At 67.5% G+C, this 23,707-nt stretch carries 22 protein-coding genes and 1 pseudogene; 18 read left to right on the top strand and 5 right to left on the bottom strand.

Features of this window, described 5'->3' with window-relative positions; translation table 11 throughout:
• Positions 1-58: 58 nt before the first annotated feature.
• The gene (locus C265_RS26135; protein WP_010814399.1) at positions 59-652 is read left to right on the top strand and encodes a histidine phosphatase family protein; all 594 of its coding nucleotides are present in this window, start codon (positions 59-61) and stop codon (positions 650-652) included.
• 125 nt (positions 653-777) lie between these two features.
• On the opposite strand, the gene uvrA is transcribed toward C265_RS26135, so the two are convergent.
• Positions 778-3,639 carry an excinuclease ABC subunit UvrA gene (uvrA, locus tag C265_RS26130; RefSeq protein ID WP_010814400.1) on the bottom strand — a complete coding sequence of 954 codons (2,862 nt, stop codon included), beginning with the start codon at positions 3,637-3,639 and terminating at the stop codon, positions 778-780.
• Positions 3,640-4,005: 366 nt separating this feature from the next.
• Between uvrA and C265_RS26125 the strand changes: the two genes are divergently transcribed.
• The 5 genes from C265_RS26125 to C265_RS26105 all read left to right on the top strand — a co-directional run bounded on the left by C265_RS26125 (position 4,006) and on the right by C265_RS26105 (position 9,171).
• Positions 4,006-5,256, top strand: a complete 1,251-nt coding sequence (locus C265_RS26125; RefSeq protein WP_037025351.1) for an MFS transporter — start codon at positions 4,006-4,008, stop codon at positions 5,254-5,256.
• Between the two features lie 182 nt (positions 5,257-5,438).
• The gene (locus C265_RS26120) at positions 5,439-5,990 is read left to right on the top strand and encodes a single-stranded DNA-binding protein (protein ID WP_010814402.1); all 552 of its coding nucleotides are present in this window, start codon (positions 5,439-5,441) and stop codon (positions 5,988-5,990) included.
• Between the two features lie 203 nt (positions 5,991-6,193).
• The gene (locus C265_RS26115) at positions 6,194-7,237 is read left to right on the top strand and encodes a porin (RefSeq protein WP_010814403.1); all 1,044 of its coding nucleotides are present in this window, start codon (positions 6,194-6,196) and stop codon (positions 7,235-7,237) included.
• 15 nt (positions 7,238-7,252) lie between these two features.
• Entirely contained in the window at positions 7,253-8,239 is a 987-nt protein-coding gene (locus C265_RS26110; protein ID WP_037025349.1) for a tripartite tricarboxylate transporter substrate binding protein, read from the top strand.
• The gene (locus C265_RS26105; protein ID WP_010814405.1) at positions 8,236-9,171 is read left to right on the top strand and encodes a BMP family protein; all 936 of its coding nucleotides are present in this window, start codon (positions 8,236-8,238) and stop codon (positions 9,169-9,171) included. The genes C265_RS26110 and C265_RS26105 overlap by 4 nt, the downstream gene beginning before the upstream one ends.
• Before the next feature lie 27 nt (positions 9,172-9,198).
• Here the strand turns inward: C265_RS26105 and C265_RS26100 are convergent, their stop codons facing one another.
• A complete protein-coding gene (locus C265_RS26100; RefSeq protein WP_037025345.1) occupies positions 9,199-10,371 on the bottom strand; it encodes a diguanylate cyclase in 1,173 nt (390 codons plus the stop codon).
• A gap of 397 nt (positions 10,372-10,768) precedes the next feature.
• Here C265_RS26100 and C265_RS26095 point away from each other — a divergent pair, with 397 nt between their 5' ends.
• A complete protein-coding gene (locus C265_RS26095) occupies positions 10,769-11,107 on the top strand; it encodes an RcnB family protein (protein ID WP_010814407.1) in 339 nt (112 codons plus the stop codon).
• A gap of 85 nt (positions 11,108-11,192) precedes the next feature.
• On the opposite strand, the gene C265_RS26090 is transcribed toward C265_RS26095, so the two are convergent.
• Positions 11,193-11,486 carry a hypothetical protein gene (locus tag C265_RS26090; protein ID WP_010814408.1) on the bottom strand — a complete coding sequence of 98 codons (294 nt, stop codon included), beginning with the start codon at positions 11,484-11,486 and terminating at the stop codon, positions 11,193-11,195.
• A 63-nt stretch (positions 11,487-11,549) separates the two neighbouring features.
• Here C265_RS26090 and C265_RS32365 point away from each other — a divergent pair, with 63 nt between their 5' ends.
• The 5 genes and pseudogenes from C265_RS32365 (at position 11,550) to C265_RS26070 (ending at position 14,399) form a co-directional block, all read left to right on the top strand.
• Complete coding sequence (locus C265_RS32365; RefSeq protein WP_143010711.1) at positions 11,550-11,756, top strand: hypothetical protein; 207 nt, start codon at positions 11,550-11,552, stop codon at positions 11,754-11,756.
• Positions 11,757-11,959: 203 nt separating this feature from the next.
• A complete protein-coding gene (locus C265_RS33135; RefSeq protein ID WP_010814409.1) occupies positions 11,960-12,931 on the top strand; it encodes a collagen-like protein in 972 nt (323 codons plus the stop codon).
• Between the two features lie 180 nt (positions 12,932-13,111).
• Positions 13,112-13,612: a potassium transporter Kef gene (locus C265_RS26080; protein ID WP_010814410.1), complete on the top strand. Its 501-nt coding sequence runs from the start codon at positions 13,112-13,114 to the stop codon at positions 13,610-13,612.
• Positions 13,613-13,729: 117 nt separating this feature from the next.
• A pseudogene (locus C265_RS26075) lies at positions 13,730-13,930 on the top strand (DUF308 domain-containing protein); the annotation flags it as partial.
• A gap of 118 nt (positions 13,931-14,048) precedes the next feature.
• Positions 14,049-14,399 carry a hypothetical protein gene (locus C265_RS26070; protein WP_010814412.1) on the top strand — a complete coding sequence of 117 codons (351 nt, stop codon included), beginning with the start codon at positions 14,049-14,051 and terminating at the stop codon, positions 14,397-14,399.
• A gap of 23 nt (positions 14,400-14,422) precedes the next feature.
• Here the strand turns inward: C265_RS26070 and C265_RS26065 are convergent, their stop codons facing one another.
• Positions 14,423-15,331, bottom strand: coding sequence for a MurR/RpiR family transcriptional regulator (locus tag C265_RS26065; RefSeq protein WP_010814413.1), 909 nt, complete (start codon positions 15,329-15,331; stop codon positions 14,423-14,425).
• Between the two features lie 287 nt (positions 15,332-15,618).
• Here C265_RS26065 and C265_RS26060 point away from each other — a divergent pair, with 287 nt between their 5' ends.
• From C265_RS26060 to C265_RS26035, 6 genes are read left to right on the top strand one after another with little or no spacing between them, the layout of a single operon-like run.
• Positions 15,619-16,140: a type IV pilin protein gene (locus C265_RS26060; RefSeq protein ID WP_037025339.1), complete on the top strand. Its 522-nt coding sequence runs from the start codon at positions 15,619-15,621 to the stop codon at positions 16,138-16,140.
• Between the two features lie 2 nt (positions 16,141-16,142).
• The gene (locus C265_RS26055) at positions 16,143-16,637 is read left to right on the top strand and encodes a GspH/FimT family pseudopilin (RefSeq protein WP_010814415.1); all 495 of its coding nucleotides are present in this window, start codon (positions 16,143-16,145) and stop codon (positions 16,635-16,637) included.
• Entirely contained in the window at positions 16,634-17,257 is a 624-nt protein-coding gene (locus C265_RS26050) for a prepilin-type N-terminal cleavage/methylation domain-containing protein (protein ID WP_010814416.1), read from the top strand. The genes C265_RS26055 and C265_RS26050 overlap by 4 nt, the downstream gene beginning before the upstream one ends.
• Positions 17,254-18,297 carry a PilW family protein gene (locus tag C265_RS26045; protein WP_010814417.1) on the top strand — a complete coding sequence of 348 codons (1,044 nt, stop codon included), beginning with the start codon at positions 17,254-17,256 and terminating at the stop codon, positions 18,295-18,297. The genes C265_RS26050 and C265_RS26045 overlap by 4 nt, the downstream gene beginning before the upstream one ends.
• Before the next feature lie 34 nt (positions 18,298-18,331).
• The gene (locus tag C265_RS26040; protein WP_010814418.1) at positions 18,332-18,889 is read left to right on the top strand and encodes a pilus assembly PilX N-terminal domain-containing protein; all 558 of its coding nucleotides are present in this window, start codon (positions 18,332-18,334) and stop codon (positions 18,887-18,889) included.
• Between the two features lie 40 nt (positions 18,890-18,929).
• On the top strand, positions 18,930-22,202 hold the full coding sequence (locus tag C265_RS26035; protein ID WP_010814419.1) for a pilus assembly protein: 3,273 nt from the start codon (positions 18,930-18,932) through the stop codon (positions 22,200-22,202).
• 10 nt (positions 22,203-22,212) lie between these two features.
• On the opposite strand, the gene C265_RS26030 is transcribed toward C265_RS26035, so the two are convergent.
• A complete protein-coding gene (locus C265_RS26030) occupies positions 22,213-23,703 on the bottom strand; it encodes an efflux transporter outer membrane subunit (protein WP_010814420.1) in 1,491 nt (496 codons plus the stop codon).
• Positions 23,704-23,707 lie beyond the last annotated feature (4 nt).

Below are 23,707 nucleotides of genomic sequence, written 5' to 3'. Positions count from 1 at the left end.
CTCGCATGGCACGCGTACCTGCTATACCGGATGGACTGGCCCGTCACCGGAGACGCCGATGCCGCTTCTTCGCCTCTTCCTCGCATGGCTTGCCATGGCGCCGTGCGTGGCCGCCGCCCAGGTCGTTCCGGCATCACAGGGCGAAATCGCCGTCAGTGAACTGAAGCGCCCCAATGTCGTCGTCGTGCTGCGGCATGCGAGTGCGCCGGGGGTCGGCGATCCGCCGGGCTTCAAGCTGGACGACTGTTCGACCCAGCGCAACCTGGACGCGAACGGCCGGCAGCAGGCGGCGAGGCTCGGTAGCAGCTGGAAGGCGGCGGGCTTCCGGCCGACGCGGGTCTACAGCAGCGCCTGGTGCCGCTGCCAGGACACCGCCCGCCTGATCGACCTGGGTCCGGTGCGGGTCCAGCCATTGCTCAATTCATTTTTTGGCGCGGATGCACAGCGCCGGGAAGCGCAGACCGCGCAGCTTTCGCGCTTTATCGACGGGCTCGATCCGCGCGGCGGGCCTTACCTGCTGGTCACGCACCAGGTGGTGATCACCGCGCTGAGCGGCCACGGCGCCGACAGCGGTGGCGGCGTCGCGATCGAACTGCAGCCGGGCGGAGCGCCGCGCCGCGCGCGGGTGCTGCCCAACGCCGGGCTGGACTGAAGGGGCAGGCCCGCCTCAGCAGCGGCAAGCTCACCTCATCTTGATACACCTCAACTTGTGCAATCGCTTGCGTAAGCGAGTCGCGACAATTCTTGCCGGGCCTGTATCCGAAAATTCCTAAGGCCTTACCGCTCCAGCAATGGCTTCAGATACTTGCCCGTAAAGCTCGCCTTGCTCCTGGCCACATCCTCCGGCGTGCCGCGCGCGATCACCTGGCCGCCACCGGCGCCGCCTTCCGGCCCCATGTCGATCAGCCAGTCCGCGGTCTTGATGACATCGAGGTTGTGTTCGATGATGACCACGGTATTGCCCTGGTCGCGCAGCTTGTGGATGACCTTGAGCAGCAGCTCGATATCGTGGAAGTGCAGCCCGGTGGTGGGCTCGTCCAGGATATAGAGCGTGCGCCCGGTGTCGCGCTTGGACAGCTCCAGCGACAGCTTGACGCGCTGCGCCTCGCCGCCCGACAGCGTGGTCGCCGACTGGCCCAGCCGGATATAGCCCAGGCCCACGTCCAGCAGCGTCTGCAGCTTGCGCCGCACCACCGGCACCGCGCTGAAGAACTCGTGCGCCTGCTCGACGGTCAGGTCCAGCACCTCGGAGATGTTCTTGCCCTTGTACAGAACTTCCAGCGTCTCGCGGTTGTAGCGCTTGCCGTGGCAGACATCGCACGGCACATAGACGTCGGGCAGGAAGTGCATCTCGACCTTGAGCACGCCGTCGCCCTGGCACGATTCGCAGCGCCCGCCCTTGACGTTGAACGAGAAGCGGCCCGGGTCGTAGCCGCGCTCCTTGGCCGACGGCACGCCGGCGAACAGTTCGCGGATGGGCGTGAACAGGCCCGTATAGGTGGCCGGATTGGAACGCGGCGTGCGCCCGATCGGGCTCTGGTCGACGTTGATGACCTTGTCGAAATGCTCGAGCCCCTCGATGCGGTCGTGCGGCGCCGGCTCCGGCGTCGAGCCGTACAGGTGGCGCGCCACCGCATGGTAGAGCGTGTCGTTGATCAGCGTCGACTTGCCCGAGCCGGACACGCCGGTGATGCAGGTCAGCAGGCCCACCGGCACTTCGGCGGTGACGTTGCGCAGGTTGTTGCCGCTGGCGTTGACGATGCGCAGCAGGCGCTCATCGTCGGGCGCGGCGCGCTCCTTCGGCACCTCGATGCGGCGCTGGCCGGACAGGTACTGGCCGGTCAGCGATGCCGGCGACTCCTCGATCTGCCGCGGCGTGCCCTCGGCCACGATCATGCCGCCGTGCACGCCGGCGCCCGGGCCGATGTCGACCACGTAATCGCAGGCGCGGATCATGTCCTCGTCGTGCTCGACCACCAGCACCGAGTTGCCGATGTCGCGCAGGTGCTTGAGCGTGCCGATCAGACGGTCGTTGTCGCGCTGGTGCAGGCCGATCGAGGGCTCGTCCAGCACATACATCACGCCGGTCAGACCCGAGCCGATCTGCGACGCCAGCCGGATGCGCTGGGCCTCGCCGCCCGACAGCGTATCGGCGCTGCGCTCCAGTGACAGGTAGTCCAGCCCGACGTTGTTCAGGAAGTTCAGCCGCGCCGAGATCTCCTTGATGATCTTGTCGCCGATCTCGCGTTTGGCGCCGTGCATGTCCAGCGTCAGGAAGTAGGTCAGCGCGTCGCGCAGCGGCCAGCCGTTGATCTCGAAGATCGCGCGTGCCTGCTCGCCCTCGCCCAGCTTGACGTGGCGCGCCTCGGTGCGCAGGCGGGTGCCTTGGCAGGCGGGGCAGGGCTGGTTGTTCTGGTACTTGGCCAGTTCCTCGCGCACGGCGACCGAATCGGTTTCGCGGTAGCGGCGCTCCAGGTTGGGGATGATCCCTTCGAACACATGCTCGCGCACGGTGGTGCGGCCGCGTTCGTTGATATAGGTGAACGGGATTTCCTGCTCGCCCGAGCCGTGCAGCACCGACTGCTGCACGTTTTCCGGCAACTCCTCGAACGGGGTCTCGGTGTCGAAGTCGTAGTACGCTGCCAGGCCTTGCAGCATCTGGAAGTAGAACTGGTTGCGGCGGTCCCAGCCCTTGATCGCGCCCGAGGCCAGCGACAGGTTGGGGAAGGCCACCACGCGCTTGGGATCGAAGAAGGTGATCTGGCCCAGCCCGTCGCAGCTAGGGCAGGCGCCCATCGGGTTGTTGAACGAGAACAGCCGCGGCTCCAGCTCCTGCAGCGAGTACGAGCAGATCGGGCAGGCAAACTTGGAGCTGAACATATGCTCCTTGCCGCTGTCGAGTTCCAGCGCAAGCGCGCGGCCATCGGCCAGGCGCAACGCGGTCTCGAACGATTCGGCCAGGCGCTGCTTGATGTCGGCGCGCACCTTGACGCGGTCCACCACCACTTCAATGGTGTGCTTCTCGGTCTTCTTCAGTTTCGGCAGCGCATCGACCTCATAGACCTTGGCCTCGGCCTCGTGCGCGGTGCCGCCGCCCGAGCGGATGCGAAAGCGCACGAAGCCCTGCGCCTGCATGCTGTCGAACAGGTCCGAGTGCTCGCCCTTGCGGTCGGCCACCACCGGCGCCAGGATCATCAGCTTGGTGTCCTCGGGCAGGGCCAGCGCGGCGTCCACCATCTGCGACACGCTCTGCGCTTGCAGCGGCAGGTTGTGGTCGGGGCAGTAGGGCGTGCCGGCGCGGGCGTACAGCAGGCGCAGGTAGTCGTGGATCTCGGTGACGGTGCCGACCGTCGAACGCGGGTTGTGGCTGGTGGCCTTCTGCTCGATCGAGATCGCCGGCGACAGGCCTTCGATCAGGTCCACGTCCGGCTTTTCCATCAGCTGCAGGAACTGGCGGGCATAGGCGGACAGAGACTCCACGTAGCGGCGCTGGCCCTCGGCATAGAGCGTGTCGAAGGCAAGCGAGGACTTGCCCGAGCCCGACAGGCCGGTGATCACGATCAGCCGGTTGCGCGGCAGGTCGAGATTGATGTTCTTCAGGTTGTGGGTACGCGCCCCACGGATCTTGATTTCTTCCATATGCCGAAAAGTCGTCGCCAGACAGGCCGCCCTGCCGGGGTTGGCAAGGCTGTCTGAAGGAATCGCAAAACCCAGAAACAAGTACCGTATTTGGCACTTCCGACCGCTGGCGACGGCCGGAATGCGCGCCCGGGCACACGCCCGGGGGCCAGCTGGCATGGCCAGGTGACCCGGGAAGCGCGAAGGAGCAAACCTGTTAATATACCCAACTTCGGTTTCCGGGGTGGCCCGCGCCATGCAGGCGCCCGGCGAAGCCGCCGCCGGCCCCGGGTTCCGGGCGGCAACTTCCCCCCGCGATCCCGATCGAAACTGCCGTTGCGATGCACCGGCAGCCAGCCTGACAGATTCCACGATCCCACGATCGCAATGCCGTCGATCCAGTCTTCTTCCCCGGGTGCGGGTGCCGCTGACGCATCCCAGGCCCCCGCCCGCGAACGCATGACCCGCGCCGAGCTGCGCGCCGCCGTGTCGCTGGCCAGCATCTTCGCGCTGCGCATGCTGGGCCTGTTCCTGATCCTGCCCGTCTTTGCCGAATACGCGCACAGCCTGCCCGACGGGCACGACGCCCAGCGCGTGGGCCTGGCCATGGGCATCTATGGCCTGATGCAGGCATTCCTGCACATCCCGCTGGGCTGGCTGTCCGACCGCATCGGGCGCAAGCCGGTGATGGTGGCCGGGCTGCTGCTGTTCATCGCCGGCGGGCTGGTGGCCGCCTTTTCCGACACGCTCAGCGGCATCATCGCCGGCCGCGCGCTGCAGGGCACGGGCGCGATCTCCGCGGCCATCACTGCCTGCATCGCCGACCTGACGCGCGAACGGCATCGCACCAAGGCGATGGCGATGGTGGGCGGCAGCATCGGCCTGACCTTCGCGCTGTCGCTGGTGATTGCCTCGCCGCTGCTGCACAGCATCGGCATGTCCGGCATCTTCGGGCTGATGTCGGTGCTGGGGCTGGTGGCCATCGGCGTGACGCTGTTCCTGGTGCCGACCCCGCCGCCGCCGCATCCGGTGCGCCTGCCGTTCCGCAAGGTGCTGCTCAACGCCGACCTGGCGCGCCTGAACGTCGGCGTGCTGGCGCTGCACGCTTCCCAGGTGGCCATGTTCATGGTGGTGCCCGCCATGCTGGCCGATGCCGGCATGCCGCTGGACCAGCACTGGAAGGTCTACCTGCCGGTGGTGCTGGTGTCCTTCGTGCTGATGCTGGGCCCGATGATGGCGGCCGAGCGCTACGGCCGCGTGCGCCCGGTGCTGCTGGGCGCGGTCGCGCTGATGACCGCGGTGCAGCTGCTGTTTGCCGCCGTGCACGGGCTGTGGGCCATCGTCGGCGTGCTGCTGCTCTTCTTTGTCGCGTTCAACGTGCTGGAGGCGATGCAGCCTTCGCTGGTGTCGCGCTACGCCGCGGCCGCGCGCGGGGCGGCTCTGGGCGTCTACAACACCACGCAGGCGCTGGGCCTGTTCCTGGGCGGCGCGGCCGGTGGCTGGCTGCTCAAGCACGAGGGGCGCAGCGCCGTGTTCGTCGGTTGCGCGGTGGTGCTGTTGCTCTGGCTTATAATCGCCTGGAGCATGAAGGCGCCGCCGGCGCGCGGGCAGGAAGCTGCACCGGCAACGCCGGCCTGATCCGCATCACATCGTAAAGAATCCGGCCTGGAAAAGGCCTAGCATGATCGCGCCACCCGACGTCTGGCCGGGGGCGCGATGTTCGTTTACGTCGCCGCAGTATCGCGTCACACTACATCCGCTTTACCGTCATCGTATTGCCACGCTTTTCAACACGGCGCGTGGCTTTTGGAGAACATTTCATGGCATCGGTCAACAAAGTCATTCTCGTCGGCAACCTCGGCGCAGACCCGGAAACCCGCTACCTGCCCAGCGGCGACGCCGTGACCAATATCCGCCTGGCGACCACCGATCGCTACAAGGACAAGCAGAGCGGCGAGATGAAGGAGGCCACCGAATGGCACCGCGTCTCGTTCTTCGGCAAGATCGCCGAAATCGCCGGCCAGTACCTGCGCAAGGGATCGTCGGTCTATATCGAAGGCCGCATCCGCACCCGCAAGTGGCAGGACCAGTCGGGCCAGGACAAGTACTCCACTGAAATCGTTGCCGACCAGATGCAGATGCTGGGCTCGCGCCAGAGTGGTGGCGGCGGTGGCGGTGACGAAGGCGGCTACGGTGGCGGCGCAGGCGGCGGTGGTGGCTACAGCCGCGAAGCTTCGGGCGGCGGCTACGGCGGTGGCCGCGGCGGCCAGGGCGGCGGCCAGGGCGGCGGCCAGAGCGGTGGCGCTGCGCGCCGGCCGCAGCAGCCCGCCTCGAATGGTTTCGAGGATATGGACGACGATATCCCGTTCTGAGCACGGACTCGCTTCAAGCATCACCCCCGAAAGCCCGCATAAGCGGGCTTTTTTTGTGTCCGCATTTTCCGCGCAAACCGCATTTCCTCATGCGCACACATTCGTATGCGGATGTGCGGCCACATCCTATATTTTGCATTCTTAATTTGTATGCAAACGGAGGGTGGTGCGTGAAGGTGGGGAACACAAGGCGCAGTCACGCCATGGCGCTTGCCGGCGTGCTGGCGGGGGCGAGCTGCGGCGTTACGCAGCAGGCGCAGGCGCAATCAGTATCGACTTCCATATCGGTCTACGGCCTGATCGACACCATGGTCCGCTACTCGGACAACAACCGCGGGGACGAGCGCCTGGCTGAACTGAGCGAGGGCTACTTCAGCGGTTCGCGCTGGGGCGTGCGCGGCAATGAGGCGCTGGGTGCGGGATGGTCGGCGCTGTTCAACCTGGAAAGCGGCTTCGACCTGGCCTCGGGTACTTCGCTGCAAGGCACCGCGGCGTCGAACTACGGACAGGTTGGCACGCAGGGTACAGGCCGGCTGTTCGGCCGGCAGTCTTACCTGGGGATCGAGCACCAGGCGTGGGGGAAGCTGACGTTCGGACGCCAGTTCACCACGGCCTATGACGCGACCTTCCGCTTCCAGCCCTATGGCCATCCCAATCCCGATGCGGTGGCCATTCTTAACGGCTATACCGGTCCGCGGCAAGACAACATGGTGAAGTACGCGGGCAGGTGGGGCGCGTTCTCGGCGGCGGCGCACTATACCTTCGGCGAAGTGCCGGGCGATGCGGCGGCCAGCAGCAGCCGGGGGCTGGCGCTGGCCTGGACCACGGCACGGATCGACATTGGTGCCCTGTTCCAGAGCACCAATGCGCTGGCCACCGAAGAGAAGCGCACGATCTGGGGCATCGGCGGCAGCAGCCAGCTGGGGCGCGTCAAGCTGGCGCTCGGCTACCTGGACAACCGCTACCACCTGAGCCCGACCCGCAACCATGTGCTGACCGGCGGCGCCACGGTGCAGGCAACGCCCGCGCTGGCGGTGTCGCTGGCGGCCGGCTATGACCGGCAGAGCGCCGCCAGCGGCCACCGGCTGATGCTGACCAGCGTGGCGGAGTACAGCTTGTCCAGACGCACCAGCGTCTATGCGGAAGCCGATTTCAACCGCATCAGCGGCAGCTATGCGCTGCCCGCCTTCATGGGCGTGCGTGGCAACAAGTTCGGCGGCGGCGTCGGCCTGCGCCATCGCCTGTAAAGCCGGAGGGCCACCGTGATTTCGAGAAGACAGTTCCTTGCCGCGGCGCTGGCCGCGCCGGCATTGCCGGGGATGCCGGCGCGCGCGGACAGCGGCGCCGCGGCATGGCCGCGCCATCCGGTGCGGCTGGTGGTGACTTTCCCGCCGGGCGGGTCCAGCGACATCGTGGCGCGGCTGCTGGCACCGGTGCTGCAGGAAAAGCTGGGGCAGCCATTCGTGACCGACAACCGGCCGGGGGCGGGATCGACGATTGGCGCGGCTGCGGTCGCCGCGGCGCCCAATGACGGCTACACGCTGCTGATGTCGAACTCGGCGGCGCTGAGCATCTCGCCGTTCCTGCTCAGGCGGCCCGCCTACGACCCGGTACGCAGCTTCACGCACGTGCATTACATCGGCGCGGTGCCGACCGTCTTTGCCGTGCATCCGTCGGTGCCGGCGCGCAACCTCGCGGAGCTGGCGGCGTGGATCCGCGCGCAGCGCGAGCCGGTGCCGTTCGGCAGCGGCGGGGCGGCGTCGGTGGCGCATATCGTCGGCGAGCTGTTTGGCCAGCAGGCGGGGTTGCGGCTGACCCATGTGCCATACAAGGGCGCGGGTCCGATGCGCGCCGACCTGCTCGGCGGACAGATCCCGTTTGCGGTGGATGCCCTGCCGCAGAACCTGCCGTTGCTGCAGTCCGGCGCCTTGCGCCTGCTGGCGGTGACCTCGGCGCAACGCGTGCCGCAGGCGCCCCGGCTGCCCACCGTGGCGCAAGCCGGCTATCCCGGCCTGGTGGCCGAAAACTTCGTCGGCGTCTCCGCGCCGGCCAACCTGCCTGAGGACATCGTGCAACGCTTGCATCAACAACTGCAGGTCATCCTGCAACAACCGGCCCTGCGCGGCCGCCTGGAAGCCCAGGGCTTTGTGCTGGCCGAGCGCCGGCCCGATGAGTTTGCCGCCTACGTACGCCAGCAGGCGCAGGCCTGGGGTCCTGTGGTCGTGGCAACCGGGGCGACGCTGTCATGAGCGCGCGCATCCAGGTAGTGCTGTTCGGGCCCGAAGGACGCGGCAGCTTCAATGAAGCCGGGCATGCCGGCGCCATGCGCGCACGCAATGCCGGCCACGACGTGGCGGTGACGTGGATTGCCGATCCGGATCCGCAGGCGCGCGCAGCAGCGCTGCTGGCGCTGTGCCAGACCGGCACGGACCTGATCGTTGCGCATGGCGGACAGGGGGACTATCCCGTTTCTGTTGCCGCGGCTCGCCATCCCGCCCGGCGCTTCGTGGTCACGCAGGGCAGCGTGCTGTGCGCCAACACCGCGAGCTATGAGGTGCTGCAGGAACAGTCCGCCTTCCTTGCCGGCGTGCTGGCGGCGACGGATTCGCGCACCGGCGTGGTCGCCCATTTGTCGGGCGAAAAGGTGCGCCCCGGGCTGAAGGGGCGCGCGGCGTTTCTCCATGGCGTGCGCAGCGTAGTGCCTGGCCTGCCGGCACTCACGACCTTCTGCGGCAACCAGCACGATCCGGCGTTGGCCGGCGACGCGGTTGCCGCGCAGGCCCGCGCCGGCGCAGATATCGTCTTTGCGATGATCGACGGCGGCCGCGACGGTGCCATCGCCGCCTGCCGTGCCGCGGGCATCCGCCAGATCGGCAACGTGGTCGACTGGACCAGCAGGCATCCCGATGTCTTCCTGGCTTCCGCGGTGGCCGACAGCGGCTTGTGCGTCGAGCAGGCGATCGGGGATTTCGAACGGGACCAAATTGCGTGGGGAACCACCCGCAGCTTCGGGCTGGAAGCGCCGGCGGCCGTCCGCCTTGCCCTGGGCCGCGATGTCAGCCAGGCCGCGCGCGCGGCGCTCGACCACTGGAGCCAGCGGTTGCTCGATGGCGGCGTGTCCGTGGCGCAGAGCTATGACGGGCCGGAGTTTGCGGTGGTGGGCACGCCCACGGTTGCTTAGCCGCGCCGGACGGGAGGCACGGCAGCATCATGCCAGCACCGGCAAGCCGGCCTCCCGTTCCCACTCCACGCAATTCCTGCCCTTGTTCTTGGCCGCATACAGCACGTTATCCGCGCGCATCAGCAGGGCTTCCAGGTCTTCGCCGGGCCGCAGCGTGGCCACGCCAAAGCTGGCGGTCACCGTGTGCATGCCCGGCAGGACGTCCATTTCCGTGCTCTCCAGCGTCTGGCGCAAGCGTTCGGCCAGGTGCAAGGCTGCATCGGGCGGGGTATCGGGCAACAGCACGACGAACTCCTCGCCGCCCAGGCGCGCGGCGATATCGCGCCGCCGGATGCCGGCGGCGATGATCCGGCCGATTTGCGCCAGCACCGCGTCGCCGGCGCTGTGGCCGTAGTTGTCGTTGATGAACTTGAAGAAATCGAGATCGCACAGCAGCACGCTCAGCGGCTTGCCCTGAGGTGGCGGGATTTCCCGCGCGGCCAGCGCCTCCAGGCTGCGGCGCGTGTGCAGCTGCGTCAGCGGATCGGTGTCGCGTTCATGCCGCAGGCCGTCGATCACGTCCAGCGTGGTCGCCGCCAGCAGCGCCAGCGCCAGCGTGAGCAGCAGCAATGCCATGGTGACCTGCAGCCACAGCCAGTAGGCCGAGCGGGTGAGGGCGGCAGCGTCCTGTCCGATGACCGGAGCAATGGTCAGCACCGTGCGCGGCAGGAAATGGAGGGCAAACAGCAGGAAGACCCAGAACAGCACCTGGTCCGCGGTGCTGCCTGTGCGCAGGCGGGCCAGCGGCGCGATGCCCAGCAGCAGGATCAGCGCGATGCCGACATTCAGGATGCAGATGCGGGCGACCAGCTGGGGTTGCATGAAATCAAACCAGGCAAGCGCAGCAAACAGGGCCAGCGGCAGCGACACCAGCGCGCAGGTATCGACGCGCGCGCCGATGCGCGCCAGCATGCCACGCAGCATCAGCACGGCGCTGCCCAGGTAGAGCGCACCGGTGACGGTGGCGTTGCCGCCGCCGTTGCGCGGCTGCCAGATGATCTGCAAGGTGATGGCAACCGCGTACAGCAAATAGCAGGCACCTAGCTCCAGCAGGTAGTGCCGCGTGCGCTCATGGTTCCAGGCCAGCAGGAAGCAGAGCGAAAGCAGGATGGCCATGGCGGGATTGACCAGGGCCAGGAATTGACCAGTATCGTGCAACACGGAGAGTCCCCAGTTTTTATGGTTCTCTGGCAGGGACGGGTGCCCGCGTGCGAAGCGCCGTGAACAGGGCGTAAGCCAGGGAACATCGAGGGCGGTACGCGCCCGCGGCGCGGGTCGCGGGGCCGCGGCCCGCTGACAGCTGAGTGGCGGCCGCCCGTAACAAATTGTTTCTGTCAGGACCCATTCTAGTCACGGGTGGCGTCGGCGGCTCCCCCCCAATGGGTGCCAACCGGCAAACAATTGTGAACAATCTGTCAGGGCGCGAATGCCCCGTCGGTCAAATCGAGCGCCAGCGCATGGACGGCGGATGCCGCAGTTGTCCGCATTTGTGACTAATCTGGTAGATGCTGTCCGGATCCTCCGGCAGTTCGGTTTTCCCGTACGCAAGGAGATCACGATGAAGACCAAGAAAGCGATGCCGGCACTGTTGCTGGCGGCAAGCGTGCTGGCGGCGCCGTTTGCGATGGCGCAGGGTGGTGCCAAGTCCAAGCCGATGGCAGATCCCATGGCCGCCTCCGCGCCGGCGGCGCAGAACTCGCCTTATATGCAGGTGCAGCAGTGGAAGAAGGGTGACCGGCTGCCCACCGAGTTCAGGGACCGCCAGTATGTGATCGACGACTACAAGCAATACGACCTGCCCGCGCCGCGCAAGGGCACGCGCTGGGTCGGGATTGGCGCGGAATATTACCTGGTGGCGCCCAACGGTGTGGTCCAGCAGGTTGGATCGGGGTCCTGACCCGGCCTGCTGCGGCGACGACCGCGGGAAAAATAAACAAAGCCGCCACGCCTGGGCGCGTGGCGGCTCTTCTTTGCGATCGGTCTCAGATACCCAGGATCTTTTTCGCTTCGAGCAGCGATTTCATCGATTCGTCATGCTTGCCGGCCTTGTGATAGGCCTCGCCGTCGGCGCGCAGCTTGGCAACCTTGGCGGAATTTTCCGGCGACAGCGCCGGCTTGGTCGACAGTTTGGCGTCGATGGCCTTCATCTCGTTGGGGCAGTTATGGGCCAGCGCCAGGCCGGGGGCGCTGGCCAGCAGCAGTGCCGTAAGGACTAGGACAGATTTGCGCACGATGGCCTCCGTGAGGACGCTGTTGGGATTTCCAGCATAGTCCATCGCCGCGCCATGCTGCGCCTGGCCGTTTGCCGGTGCCGCGCATATTCCCCCACGAAGGGGTAAATGGCGATTATTCGTTTCTCCTTTGAACAGCCCGGAGCCACGCTATCCCATCCGCAACTCAACCGTTCGGGCGAGATATTGCCGGTATTTTCTGGTCGCACCGGCGCGCACGGATGCGGTCGTGTGGTGCTTGAATTCGCCCGCTCTGAATCGGGCCAGGTGCCCGCCGTGTTACCGCCAGGCGCGGCAATCCGGGTATTTTCATAATTATTATCCCGAGTCATCCGGGATTTCAAACGGGCGTTGACGCTATTAGGACGGGGCAGTTTTTCGCCGCTCCGGAAACGCGCTTCATTAATGAAACAGCCCGTGCAAATGCACGATTTATCGGAATCACCGCGATCTCTAGATTGAACTCACCCGGCACAGATCCGGGCATGCCATTCATGAGAAACCGGGGGGCTTCCATCGTGCAACGCATTGACCTGAAACTCGCGGCGATCCCGCTCGCCTGCCTCGCCATCCTGCTCGCAGGATGCGGTGGCGGTGGCGGCGATTCCGCGCCAGCCAGCGCCGCTCCATCCGCCAGCGCGGCCGGCCCGGCCGGCGCGAACGGCAAGACCATCCTGTCCGGCGCCAATGCGCCCGCGGCGGACGTTGGCACGGACGGCGACTTCTACCTCAATGCCTTGACCTCGACGCTCTACGGACCCAAGGCTGACGGGGCCTGGCCTGCCGGCGTGTCGCTGGTCGGCCCGCAAGGCGTGGCCGGGGCGCCCGGCGCCGTGCTGCTGCACGGCGCGGCAGATCCCACCGCTGCCGATGGCAGCGAAGGCAGCTTCTACCTCAATACGGCCACCAATACGCTGTTCGGCCCGAAGACGGCCGAGGGCTGGCCGGCCGGGGTCTCCGTGGTTGGCCTGACTGGCCCGGTCGGGGCGCAAGGTCCGCAGGGCGAGAAGGGCGAAAAGGGCGACACCGGCCCCCAGGGCCAGCAAGGAGAGACAGGCGCCGGCGCGACGATCTATACCGCCAACTTCGCTGTGTACGACTCGCCGGATGGCAATGGCACCTATGTCATGACCGGCACCGCGCTGGACCGGCAAAGCAACGATCCGAATTTCGGCGCGGTGATGCCGGTGGGCTGCAGCGGCGGCCTGACCCTGAACGCGAGCCTGGCGGGCCCGGTGCCCGATGACGAGGTCAAGTACACCCTGGCGGCATACCGTGTCGCCAGCGGCGCGGCGCTGGAAACGATCGCCCCGCTTGCCATCACCGATGCGTCCGCCTGTTCGCTCGGCGCCACCGTGCGGACCTGCTCGGCGCCGGCCACGACGGCGGTGGCGGCCAACGACATTGTCCAGGTGCAGGTCAGTGGCAACCGCAACTTCAAATGGGGCGGCGGGCTGTACGTCAACCTCTCCTGCAAGAGCAGCAGCTGATCCATGCGGCGGCCACCCGGCCGCCACCGACCCTCTGCCAGGGCTACGAGCACGGCCGCGCGCCCGCCGCGCCCGCTCCCTGGTTTTCCTGCACGCCTTCCAGTGATATTTTGGAGGGCGGCTTTTTTTTTCCGCGCTGTTCCCGATCGTCCCGGACACCGACCAGGCCTGCCGCTGCGCATGGAAACTTCCGCCGAACACTATTCGCTGGCCCTGCTGTGCGCCGCCGTCCTGACCGTGACCGTGGTCGGCATCCACTACGAGGCACTGCGGCTGCTGTCAGCGATACACCCCCGGCGCTGGAGCGGGCGCATGAACATCGGCGTGCTGATCGTCTGCATCATCGTGGTCCATTGCCTGGAAGCGCTGGTGTTCGCGCTGGGTTTCTGGTTCGCCGACCAGGTGCTGGGCCTGGGCGGACTGACCGCGATGGGCGTTGCCGGCGTGTCCGGCGTCCACACGCAGCCAGGCGCGCTGGTCTACGCCTACTTTGCGCTGGAGACCTTCACCACGCAGAGCCTGGGCGACATCGTCCCGGTGGGCGCCAGCCGCCTGATCGCCAGCATCGAGCCGCTGGTCGGCCTGATCCTGATCGGCTGGTCCACCTCGTTCACCTATGTCATGATGCGCCGCGACTGGGAGCTCGAGCGGGACGAAGGAGGCGGGCGTCGCGCGCCCTAGCGGAATCTCCGCGCCACAGCTTGCTGTTGGCCGTATTGTCCTGTGGCCCAACCACGGGCCGCTCCCGCCGCCGGTCCGGCAACCGATACGGCTGCTGCCGCCGATGCGCCCGACATGACCATCTGGGACGGTCCGCCCGGACCCGGCGAGCACGCGCTGACCGTGCATGTCTGGACCCCGGTCGGGTCCGCCCGCGGCGAAGCGCGCCGCCAGCCGCTGGTCGACCGCTATATCGCCGCGGTGGACCGCGACGGCGTGATCTCCACCGGCCATGCAGCGCTGGAATCGCCCGAGGGCATCTATATCAGCCTGTACCCGGGCAGGCGCAGGTGGCATCGACGCCGCAAATGCCGGAAATGCCGGTAGTGTCAGACAGGCCGCGAACGATTAAGCTGGCAGCCTTTGCATAATTTCATCGAGCCACAGGAGAGAAGTCATGCCGAGCCAGCGAACCCTGACCCGCATTGCCGCCATCGCCGCCCTGGCGATGGCCTGCAGCGCGCATGCGCAGAGGCCGGACGGGGACAGCGCTGCCGCCGCCGCCATCAACGAAGCGGTGCAGCAGGGCACCACGCCCTACCGTCCCGACCCGGCCGCGACGCCGGGCAGCATCCAGTCGGACGAATGCCGCGCCCTGGCCGCGCAGATCGCCGAAGCACCCAAGCGCGAATACCGTGCCACCCAGCCGGCCATCGAGACCGCGCAGGGCCGCATGATTCCGGAACTGGAGCGTGACCGGCCGAAGAGGTCGCTGCAGCAGGCGTACCGGGAGAAGTGCACGCAGTAGTGATGAGTGACTGGGGGCCACCCTCACTCGCGCCCCGCCACCACATACGCCCCGGTCCGGTGCAGCTCGCCCTCGGCTTGTTCCAGCGCGCGGATCGCGCCCTTGCCCTTGCGCGCCAGCAGCTGCTCGACCAGGGCCTCGACCACGGCCACGCCGGCGGTGACTGACGGGAAGAACGACGGGCTTTCCACCGAGAACAGCAACGTGCAGTCCGCCGCCAGCGCGATCGGCGCGACCGTGCTGTCGGTCAGCGCGATCACCTTGCAGCCGCACTCGCGCGCGGCGGCGGCGACGCGGATGCTTTCCTGCGAGTAGGGGGCGAAGCTGACCACCAGCACCGCATCCTTGGGCGCCAGGCCGCGCAGCTCCATCTCCAGCGTGCCGGCATCGGCGCGGATCAGGTGCACCGTGCTGCGGAACAGCCGGTAGACATAGTGGAAGGTGAACGCGATCGGAAAGCACGAGCGGAAGCCCGCCACATGCACGCACGCCGCATGCGACAGCAGTTCCGCCGCTTGCTGCAGCGTCTTCTCGTTGTTGGCGGCGATCATGTCCAGGTTGTGGTGCTGCGCGTCCAGCATCTCGCCCAGCATGCGGCTGGAGCTGCTTTCACGCACCACCTTGCGCGCGCGGCGCGCGTACGGCTGGCTGCCGCCGCGCAGCGCATCGACGAACAGTTCACGCAGCCCCTGCCAGCCCTCGAAGCCGAGATGCTGCGACAGCCGCACCAAGGTGGCAGGCTGCACCCCGGCACTGGCCGCGATCTTGCGCATCGACAGCACCGGCACGTCCTGCGGATGGTCGAGCAGGTAGCGCGCGCCGCCCTGGAACTGCGTGCTGAGCGTGGGGAAGTTGCTGCGCAGCAGCGCCAGCAGGGCGTCCAGATCCTGCGGCGGCGCTTGCGGCGATGGGGTAGGGCTGTCGGGCGGCATGGGCATTCCGGATTCGGTGTTTGTAACGATTGTTGCACAGGTGCGCCCGGGCGCGCATCGGGCCGGTCGAACAGGGCGGGTCAGGGTTCCCCCTCACTGACGGTTAACGTCTGCATATGCCTTGGCTGTATGTCCTGAGCAGGTCTCGTAACACCACTGTCTGTTCGCTACAACGCCGGTCGGCCGGCATCATATTTTCCTTACCCGCTTAGCAGATCGTGACTTACACTCCGCGCCATAACCTCCGGAATTGGTCATCCGGAACATAATTGGTATCGGAGCGCGGCATGGGACATAGAAGCCCGGCAGTGCGACACGGCGGGAGGGTCAACCCGTCGTTTCGGGTCATTGGGGAAGTTGGGGCAACCGGCAATCCGTGCCGGGGCTGGCGCCTGCGCGGCGCCAGGGCAGCGCATGGCTTCACGCTGATCGAGGTGATGATCACCGTGGCGGTCATTGCCATTCTTGCCGCCGTCGCCATTCCAAATTACAGCCGTCACGTCGTGCGCTCGCACCGGGCCGCGATCGAGTCCTTCATGCTGGAGGTCGCGAGCGCCCAGGAGCGCTACCTGGTCGACAACCGCGCCTATGCCGCCAATCTGGGCGCGCTGGGCATGTCGGTGCCGGCCGCGCAGGCAACGCGCTACGGCGTCGCCGTGACGCCGAACGCGGCGCTGCCGCCCGGCTACAGCATCGTGGCCACGCCCAAGGGCAGCCAGCTCGCCGGCGACGCCGACTGCGGCTCGCTGACGCTGACCAGTGCCGGCGCGAAATCGGCGTCTGGTTCAGGCACCGACTGCTGGAACTGACCATGCGGCGCGCCACGTTCCCGCCGTCTTCGCCCGGCCGGCCCACCCGCCGCGGCTTCACCCTGGTCGAACTGCTGTGCGCCATGTCGGTGCTGGCGATCCTCGCGGTCGCGGCGGCGCCGTCGTTCTCTTCACTGATCGCCAACCAGCGCGTGCGCGGCGCCTCACATGACCTGACCTCGGCACTGCTGCTGGCGCGCAGCGAGGCAGTCAAGCGCAATGCCACGGTCACGCTGGCAGCCACCGGCGCCGCATGGACTGCCGGTTGGGCAGTCACCGCAGGCGCCGAGACGGTGCGCAGCTTCGGGCCCTACGGCGGCCTGACCATCACGCCCAGCGCTGCCGGGGCCCTTGCGCTTGGCAACGACGGCCGCCTCACGGGCGCGGCCATGACTTTCGAAGTGGCGCCCAACGGCGATACGGCAGCGGCGTCGCGCGTCTGCGTGCAGGTCAGCGAGACAGGCCGCGTCGCTTCCGACACGGGAGCCTGCTCATGAAGCAAAGAATTCCGCGGCTGCGGCCGAGCATGCCTGTCCGCCGCACGCAGCGCGGCTTCCTGCTGATCGAGGTGCTGGTGGCGGCGGTGATCCTGCTGGTCGCGCTGCTCGGCACCGCCGGGCTGGTGGCGCGCTCGGGCCAGACCGAGATGGAGTCCTACCAGCGCGTGCAGGCGCTGGCGCTGCTGCAGGACATGGTTGCGCGCCTCAACGCCAACCGCCAGGTGGCATCGTGCTATGCCAACGGCGCGACCGGCATGCAGCTGGGCAGCGCGGCGGCGCCGCCGGCGGCGTGCACGCAGGGCACCGCCGCGCAGAAGGCTACCGCCGATGCGGACCTGCAGGCCTGGAACACCGCGCTGCTGGGTAGTGCCGAGATGCGCCTGGGGGCCAGCGCCGCTGATGCCGCCCAGGCCGTCGGCGCCATGATCGGCGCGCGCGGCTGCATCGAGACCGTCGACGCCGTCAACAATATCTACCGCATCACCGTGGCCTGGCAGGGCCTGGCCACCACCGGCGCGCCCGCGCTGGGCTGCGGCAAGGGCCAGTACGGCAACGATGCCTATCGCCGCGCGGTCAGCACGCAGATCCGCATCGGCACCCTGGGAACCGTGTCATGAGCCCCCTGCGCCTGTCCGCGCGCCGCCTGCGCCGCCAGCGCGGCATCTCGCTGGTCGAGCTGATGATCGGCATCACCATCGGCCTGGTGCTGCTGACCGCGCTGGCGAGCCTGTACCTTGCCAACAGCCTGTCGCGCACCGAATTCACCAAGTCTGCCGAGCAGGTCGAGAACGGCCGCTACGCGCTGGAGCAGATCCGGCGCGAAGTGGAGCTGGCGGGGTTCTTCGGCGTCGGCAACATTGCACGCAGCACCAAGGCCGCGGATCCGGCGCTGTGCGCGACGGATGCAGCCGCCCTTGGCTTCTCGCCTGCTGCCGAAACCGTGCCGGTGGCGCTGACCGGCTATGCGCCGGGCGTGGCGGCACCATGCCTGCCGGACCTGGCGCCGACTTCCGAGGTGCTGGTGATTCGGCGCGTGTCGACCACGGCGGTTGCCGCCCCGGCACCGGGCGTGCCCTACCTGCAGGTATCGGCCTGTTCGCAGGACACGCAGACCTTTGTCTTCGATGCCAGCGGCGCGGCGGCCTTCGGGCTGCGCACCAAGGCCTGCGATCCGGCCCAGCCGGCTGAACTGCGCCGCGCCATGGTGCGCATCTTCTACCTGGCCGGCTGCGACCGCTGCAGCAACGGCGGCGACGGCATCCCCACGCTGAAGATGGCCGAACTGGTCAACGGTGCGTTCCAGTCGCGCTCGGTCGCGCAGGGGGTGCAAGACATGCATGTGCTGTACGGTGTCGACCAGGACAGCAACGGCTCGGCCGACTGCTACGTGTCCGATCCCCGCGCGAACAACAGCGCCGTCTGCACCGCCGTTCCCGGCTATGACTGGGGCGTGGTGCTCAACAACCTGGCCAATGTCACCACGGTGCGCGTGCACCTGCTGGCGCGCACGCTGAAGCCCTCGGGCGGGCATTCAGACAACCGCACCTATGACCTCGGCCGCGCGGCGGCCGCAGGCCCGTTCAATGACGGCTACAAGCGCCACGTCTACGCCCAGGTGGCGCGGCTGGTCAATGTGGCCGGGCTGCGCGAGCAATAACGCCATACCGATTCAACACAGCGAAGAGCGAGCAATGATGAAGTCAACGGGCAGGCCGCTGCGCCGCAGGCAATCCGGGGTCACGCTGGTGGTGACGCTGGTGTTCATGGTGCTGTTCCTGCTGGTCGCCGTGGCCATGGTCAATTCGGGGCTGGTCAACGTCAAGGTGGCGGGCAACCAGCAGCACAGCGCCGAAGCACGCGACGTGGCGCAGCAGGCGATCGAGCAGGTGATCAGCGACGACTTCACCAAGGCGCCGGTTGCGGTGGATGTGCCGGTGGACGTGACGGGTGACGGCAAGGCGGATTACATCGCGCAGGTGGCGGCACCGACCTGCGTGACCAGCAAGCCAGTGGCCAAGGTGATCGATCCGGAAAAGCACCCGGAGGATGCCGAATGCACGCTGGGCAGCAGCACCGGCAATGGCAACCTGGTCATGGGCGCAAGCGGTGTCAGTGCGATCAGTTCGCTTTGCAACGATACGCAGTGGGATGTAGCAGCCACCGTCAATGACGTCAATACAACCGGCGCCGTCGCGACGGTGCACCAGGGCGTTGCGGTGCGCACGCTGTATGGCTCCACTTGCCCCTGAAGTCTCGGGCCAGATCCGGATCTTGAAAGGAAGAACCAGCATGTCCATGCCCGCTCGCCGGCTTCGCGCTTCCGCTGCCTGTGCCACAGCCCTGCTCGGGCTGGCTGCCGCGCCCGCGGCGATAGCCGAAGACATCGACCTGTTCACCGGCCTGCAGGCCAACTCCGGGTCGCGTCCCAACGTGCTGCTGATACTCGACAACGCATCGGCGTGGAATGCCAATGCCCAGGTCGATTGCGAAACGCAGAACGTGGTGAGCGCCAACAACGATAACAACAACGTCGGCGCAGAGCAGTGCGCACTGTACAAGGCGGTGTCGGACCTGATCAATGATGACAAGACGAACGGCAAGATCAACCTTGGCGTGATGATGTTCGGGCAGGGCACCAATACGGGTGGCCAGTTCCGCTTCCCGAAGGTGACGCCGCCCACCGCGCCGTCCGGGCTGGTGCTGATGGAGAAAGGTGCGGGCGGACAGGACATGCTCGACTACATCAAGACCATCGACCGTACCAAGGACAGTGCCAACAACTCGCAGGTCGGCGGCGCCATGCAGGAGGCATGGGCCTTCTTCTCCGGCAAGACGGGATTGTCCGGCACCACATACAAGTCGCCGATCACCAACCCGTGCCAGAAGAACTTCATCATCTACATTGCCAACGCGCTCAACAACGGCAAGCCGCAGGACTCCGGCCAGGATGCCTACAACAAGCTCAAGGAGGCGGGCGCCACCACCGCGCAGCTCACTCCGATCCCGCTGCCCAGGGGCAACAACATCGACAACTGGGGCGATGAGTGGGCGCGCTTCCTGAACGACCTGGACCTGAACGCCGCCAACAACGCGGGCTCGACCACGGCGACGCGCCAGAACATCATTACCTACACCATCGGCGTCACTGACGGCAGCCAGCAAAGCCAGGACTACCTGCAGTTCGTCACCAGCATGGCCCAGAAGGGCGGGGGCGGCAACTTTACAGTCCGGGCCGGAGATGACGACGCGCTTTCGAAGGCGCTGAAGGACATCTTCAACGAGATGCAGGCGGTCAACAACGTATTTGCCTCGGTCAGCCTGCCGGTCAGCGTGAACGGGCAGGGTTCGTACCTGAACCAGGTCTATATCGGCATGTTCCGCCCGGACGGTAAGGCCCGTCCGCGCTGGGTGGGCAACCTCAAACAGTACAAGCTGGGCTATGACAGCAACGGCAATCTGGTGATGCTCGACGCCGGGGTGCAAGGCGCGATCGACCAGCCCCCGAAGAATGCGGTTAGCAACGCGGGGACCGGGTTTATATCGCCCAATGCCCGCAGCTACTGGACCGAGGATCCGCCGAAGGCGGTGGGCAGCTCCAGTATCGTGACGGACTGGCCCTCGGACGGGTTCTGGAAGAATGCCTCGTCGCTGCTGCGCAATGCCAAGGATTCACCCGACGGCGAGGTCGTCGAGAAGGGCGGCGCAGGAGAAATGCTGCGCGCAGACTACCTGACCAGTCAGGCCGGGCGCCGGCTGCTGACCTGCGCCGACGCGAAATGCAGCAAGGGGACCGCGCTGGCGAATTTCGATACCGCCAACAAGGCCCTCACCGAGGGCAACGGTCCGTCGCTGCTGAAGACCACTGCCGCGGATGTGGCCAATATGATCAGCTGGGTGCGCGGCAAGGACGTCTTCGCCACGCTGACCGGCACCGACCCCAAGAAAGAGGCGGAGCCCGGCCCCGGCGGCAACGTCACGGTGCGCGGCTCGATCCACGGCGACGTGCTGCATTCGCGCCCGGTGGTGGTCGACTACGGCGGCACCACTGGCGTAGTGGTTTTCTACGGTGCCAATGACGGTGTGTTCCATGCCGTCAACGGTAACCGCACTGCAGCCATTTCCACCACCGCGGGCACGGTGCGCGCGGGCGGTGAACTGTGGGGCTTCATCGCTCCCGAGTTCTACGGCAAGCTGGCGCGGATCTATAGCAACGCTCCCGAGGTGCGGCTGACGGGCAGCCCCCAGGACACCGCCGAGGTCCAGTTTGTTCCACGCGACTATTTCTTCGACGGCACCACGACGGTCTACCAGGACCTGAGCACCCCGGCCACGCCCCAGGTAAAGATCTACCTGACAGCACGGCGCGGCGGTCGCCTGATTTATGCATTGGACGTCAAGGATCCGGCAAAGCCGGAGTACCTTTGGAGCAAGACCAACGCCGACATCCCTGAACTGGGGCAGACCTGGTCGCAGCCGCGGGTGATGCGCGTGCGCGGCTACCCGACGCCTGTGCTGATCATGGGTGCGGGCTACGACCCCGATGGCGAGGATACCGACCCAGCGCTCAATGGCATCGCCACGGCGACGAACAAGCAAGGCCGCGGCGTGATCGTGCTCGACGCCGGGACGGGCGACGTGGTCTGGGCAGCCCTGGCCAATTGCGCTGGCATCAGCACGGGCACCTGCGTCACCATCAACAGCCGCGCGATTCCTTCCGACGTTGCCGTGGTGGACCGCAATGGTGATGGCTATGCCGAAAAGGCTTATGTCGGCGACGTCGGCGGCAATGTCTGGCGTATCGACTTCGGATCGACGGATACGGATACTCCGTCGACGTGGACGGTCGGCAAGCTCGCGCAATTGGGCGGCGCAGTGGACACCAACGAGGCGCGCAAGTTTCTCTATCCGCCCGATGTCGTCGCGACCGGCAAGTACGACGCGGTGATGATCGCCTCGGGCGACCGCGAAAAGCCGCTGTACTCGCTGAGCCAGACCCCTGGCGCGGCGCAGAACGTGCAGAACCGCTTCTTCATGGTCAAAGACCCGAACGTCGATGGGAGGCTGCCTTCGACCTGGACGGCGGTCAAGGCGGCCGATCTTGTCGATGCGACCAACGTGGCCTACCGCGATTCGGCGGTGGCTAGCGGCTTCTACTTGTCGCTGGAATTCGGCGAGAAGGCGGTCAATGCGCCGCTGACCGTGGCGGGCTACACGTACTTCGGCACCAACACGCCTTCCAAGGTCGAGCCCGGAGCCTGCTACCCCGACCTGGGCGTTGCGCGGGGCTACGCGGTGTCATTCCTGAGCGGGCTTGGCATGAACAACGGGCCGCGGTTTGTCAGGTTCGACAACGGCGGGCTGCCGCCGTCGCCGGTGTTCGGCATGGTGTCGGTCACGCAGACCGACGGATCGACCCGGCTGGTCCCGGTGCTGATCGGGGGCGGCAAGGCTGGTGCCTCGGGCGGCGACGACAAGTCATCGCTGGGCGGCCAGGAGGTGAAGCCCGCCAGCACCGGCAAGCGCAAGCGCACCTACTGGCACACGCAGAGCGACAAGACCTAGCCAGCCGCCATCACCGCGGTGCTGCCGCCACAGCGCCGCCTTCCTCCTCCCACCACCCACCCCCCAACGCCTGCAGCAGCGCGGCCGAATCCGCCAGCCGGTCGGCGCGCGCCTGCGCCAGTTCCAGCGACGCCTGGCGCGACTGCCGTTCGGCATCCAGCACCGTCAGCTGGCTGACGCCGCCGAGCCGGTACTGCTCCGACACCACCGCCAGCGTATCGCGCGCCTGCCGCGCGCTGTCGGCGCGTTCGCGCAGCGCGGCGGCATCGGTTTCGAGTGCGCGCAGCGAATCGGCCACGTTCTGCAGGCCCTGCAGCACGGCTTGGCGATACGCGGCCAGCGACTGCTCATAAGCCGCCTCCGCCGCGCGTTTGCGTGCCTGCAGCTCGCCGCCGCGGAATACAGGCTGCACCAGCCCCGCGGCCAGGCTCCATACGTTCAGGCTGCTGAACAGGTCGCGCGCCGCGGTGGCCTGCGTGCCGCCGCTGGCGCTCAGCGTGATCTGCGGATAGAGGTTGGCGGTGGCCACGCCGATATTGGCCGAGGCCTGGTGCAGCAGGGCCTCGGCCGCGCGGATATCGGGACGGCGGCGTGCCAGCGTGGCCGGCAGGCTGACCGGCAGCGTGTCTGGCAGGTGCAGGTCGTCGAGGCGGAATTCGGGCAGCGTGGCCGAGGCCGGGGTCTGGCCCGTGTACACCGCGAGCTGGTGCCGCGTGGCATCGAGCTGGCGCTGCAGGGCCGGCACCAGGGCCTGGGCTTTCGCAAGCTCCGCGCGCTGGCGCTGCACGTCGACGCGCGCGACGCCGCCCGAGCGCAGGCGTTCCTCGGTGATGCCAAGCTGGCGCTGCTGGGCCGCCGCCACGGCGGCGGTATCGGCCAGTTGCGCGCGCAGGCCGGCTTCGCGGATGGCCGCGGTGGCCACGTTGGCGGCCAGCGCCAGGCGCGCGGCTTCCAGTTCATAGCGCTGGTAGTCCACCGCTGCCTGCAGTCCTTCCAGTTCGCGCCGCTGGCCGCCGAACAGGTCGAGCACGTACGACACCTGCACCGTGGCGCCGTAAAGCGTGAACGGGCCCGGGCTGGGGATCGCGGTGATGCCCAGGGACTGGAAGTCGACCTGCTGGCGCGTGGTGTTCAGTTTTGCGTCGACGGCGGGCCAGCGCGTCGCGCCGGTGCGCGCGGCCAGGTTCTCCTGCGCCTCGCGCAGCCGGGCGCGCGCCTGCGCCAGCGTCGGGCTGGCATCCAGCGCGCTGCGGATGGTGGCGTCCAGCGCCGGGCTGCGGAACAGCGTCCACCACTGCGCGGGCACGTCAGCGCCGGCGGCCAGGGTTTGCGCGTGGGATTGCCCGGCGGCGTCGGCGCTGTCGGCCGCGACGGTTGCCACCGGCTGCGGTCCCGGCACGTAGCCGGCGTCATCGGGCGGCGCGGGCGCGCGGAAGTCGGGGCCGACGGCGCAGCCGCACAACAGTGCCGCGGCGGCAAACAGAGGCGTGAGTCGTTGCATGGCC

Origin of the sequence: Cupriavidus sp. GA3-3 (assembly GCF_000389805.1) — a bacterium.
GTDB lineage: Bacteria > Pseudomonadota > Gammaproteobacteria > Burkholderiales > Burkholderiaceae > Cupriavidus > Cupriavidus necator_D.
The sequence above is the reverse complement of the archived record's forward strand: the minus strand, read 5'-3'. Positions and strand labels throughout refer to the sequence as shown.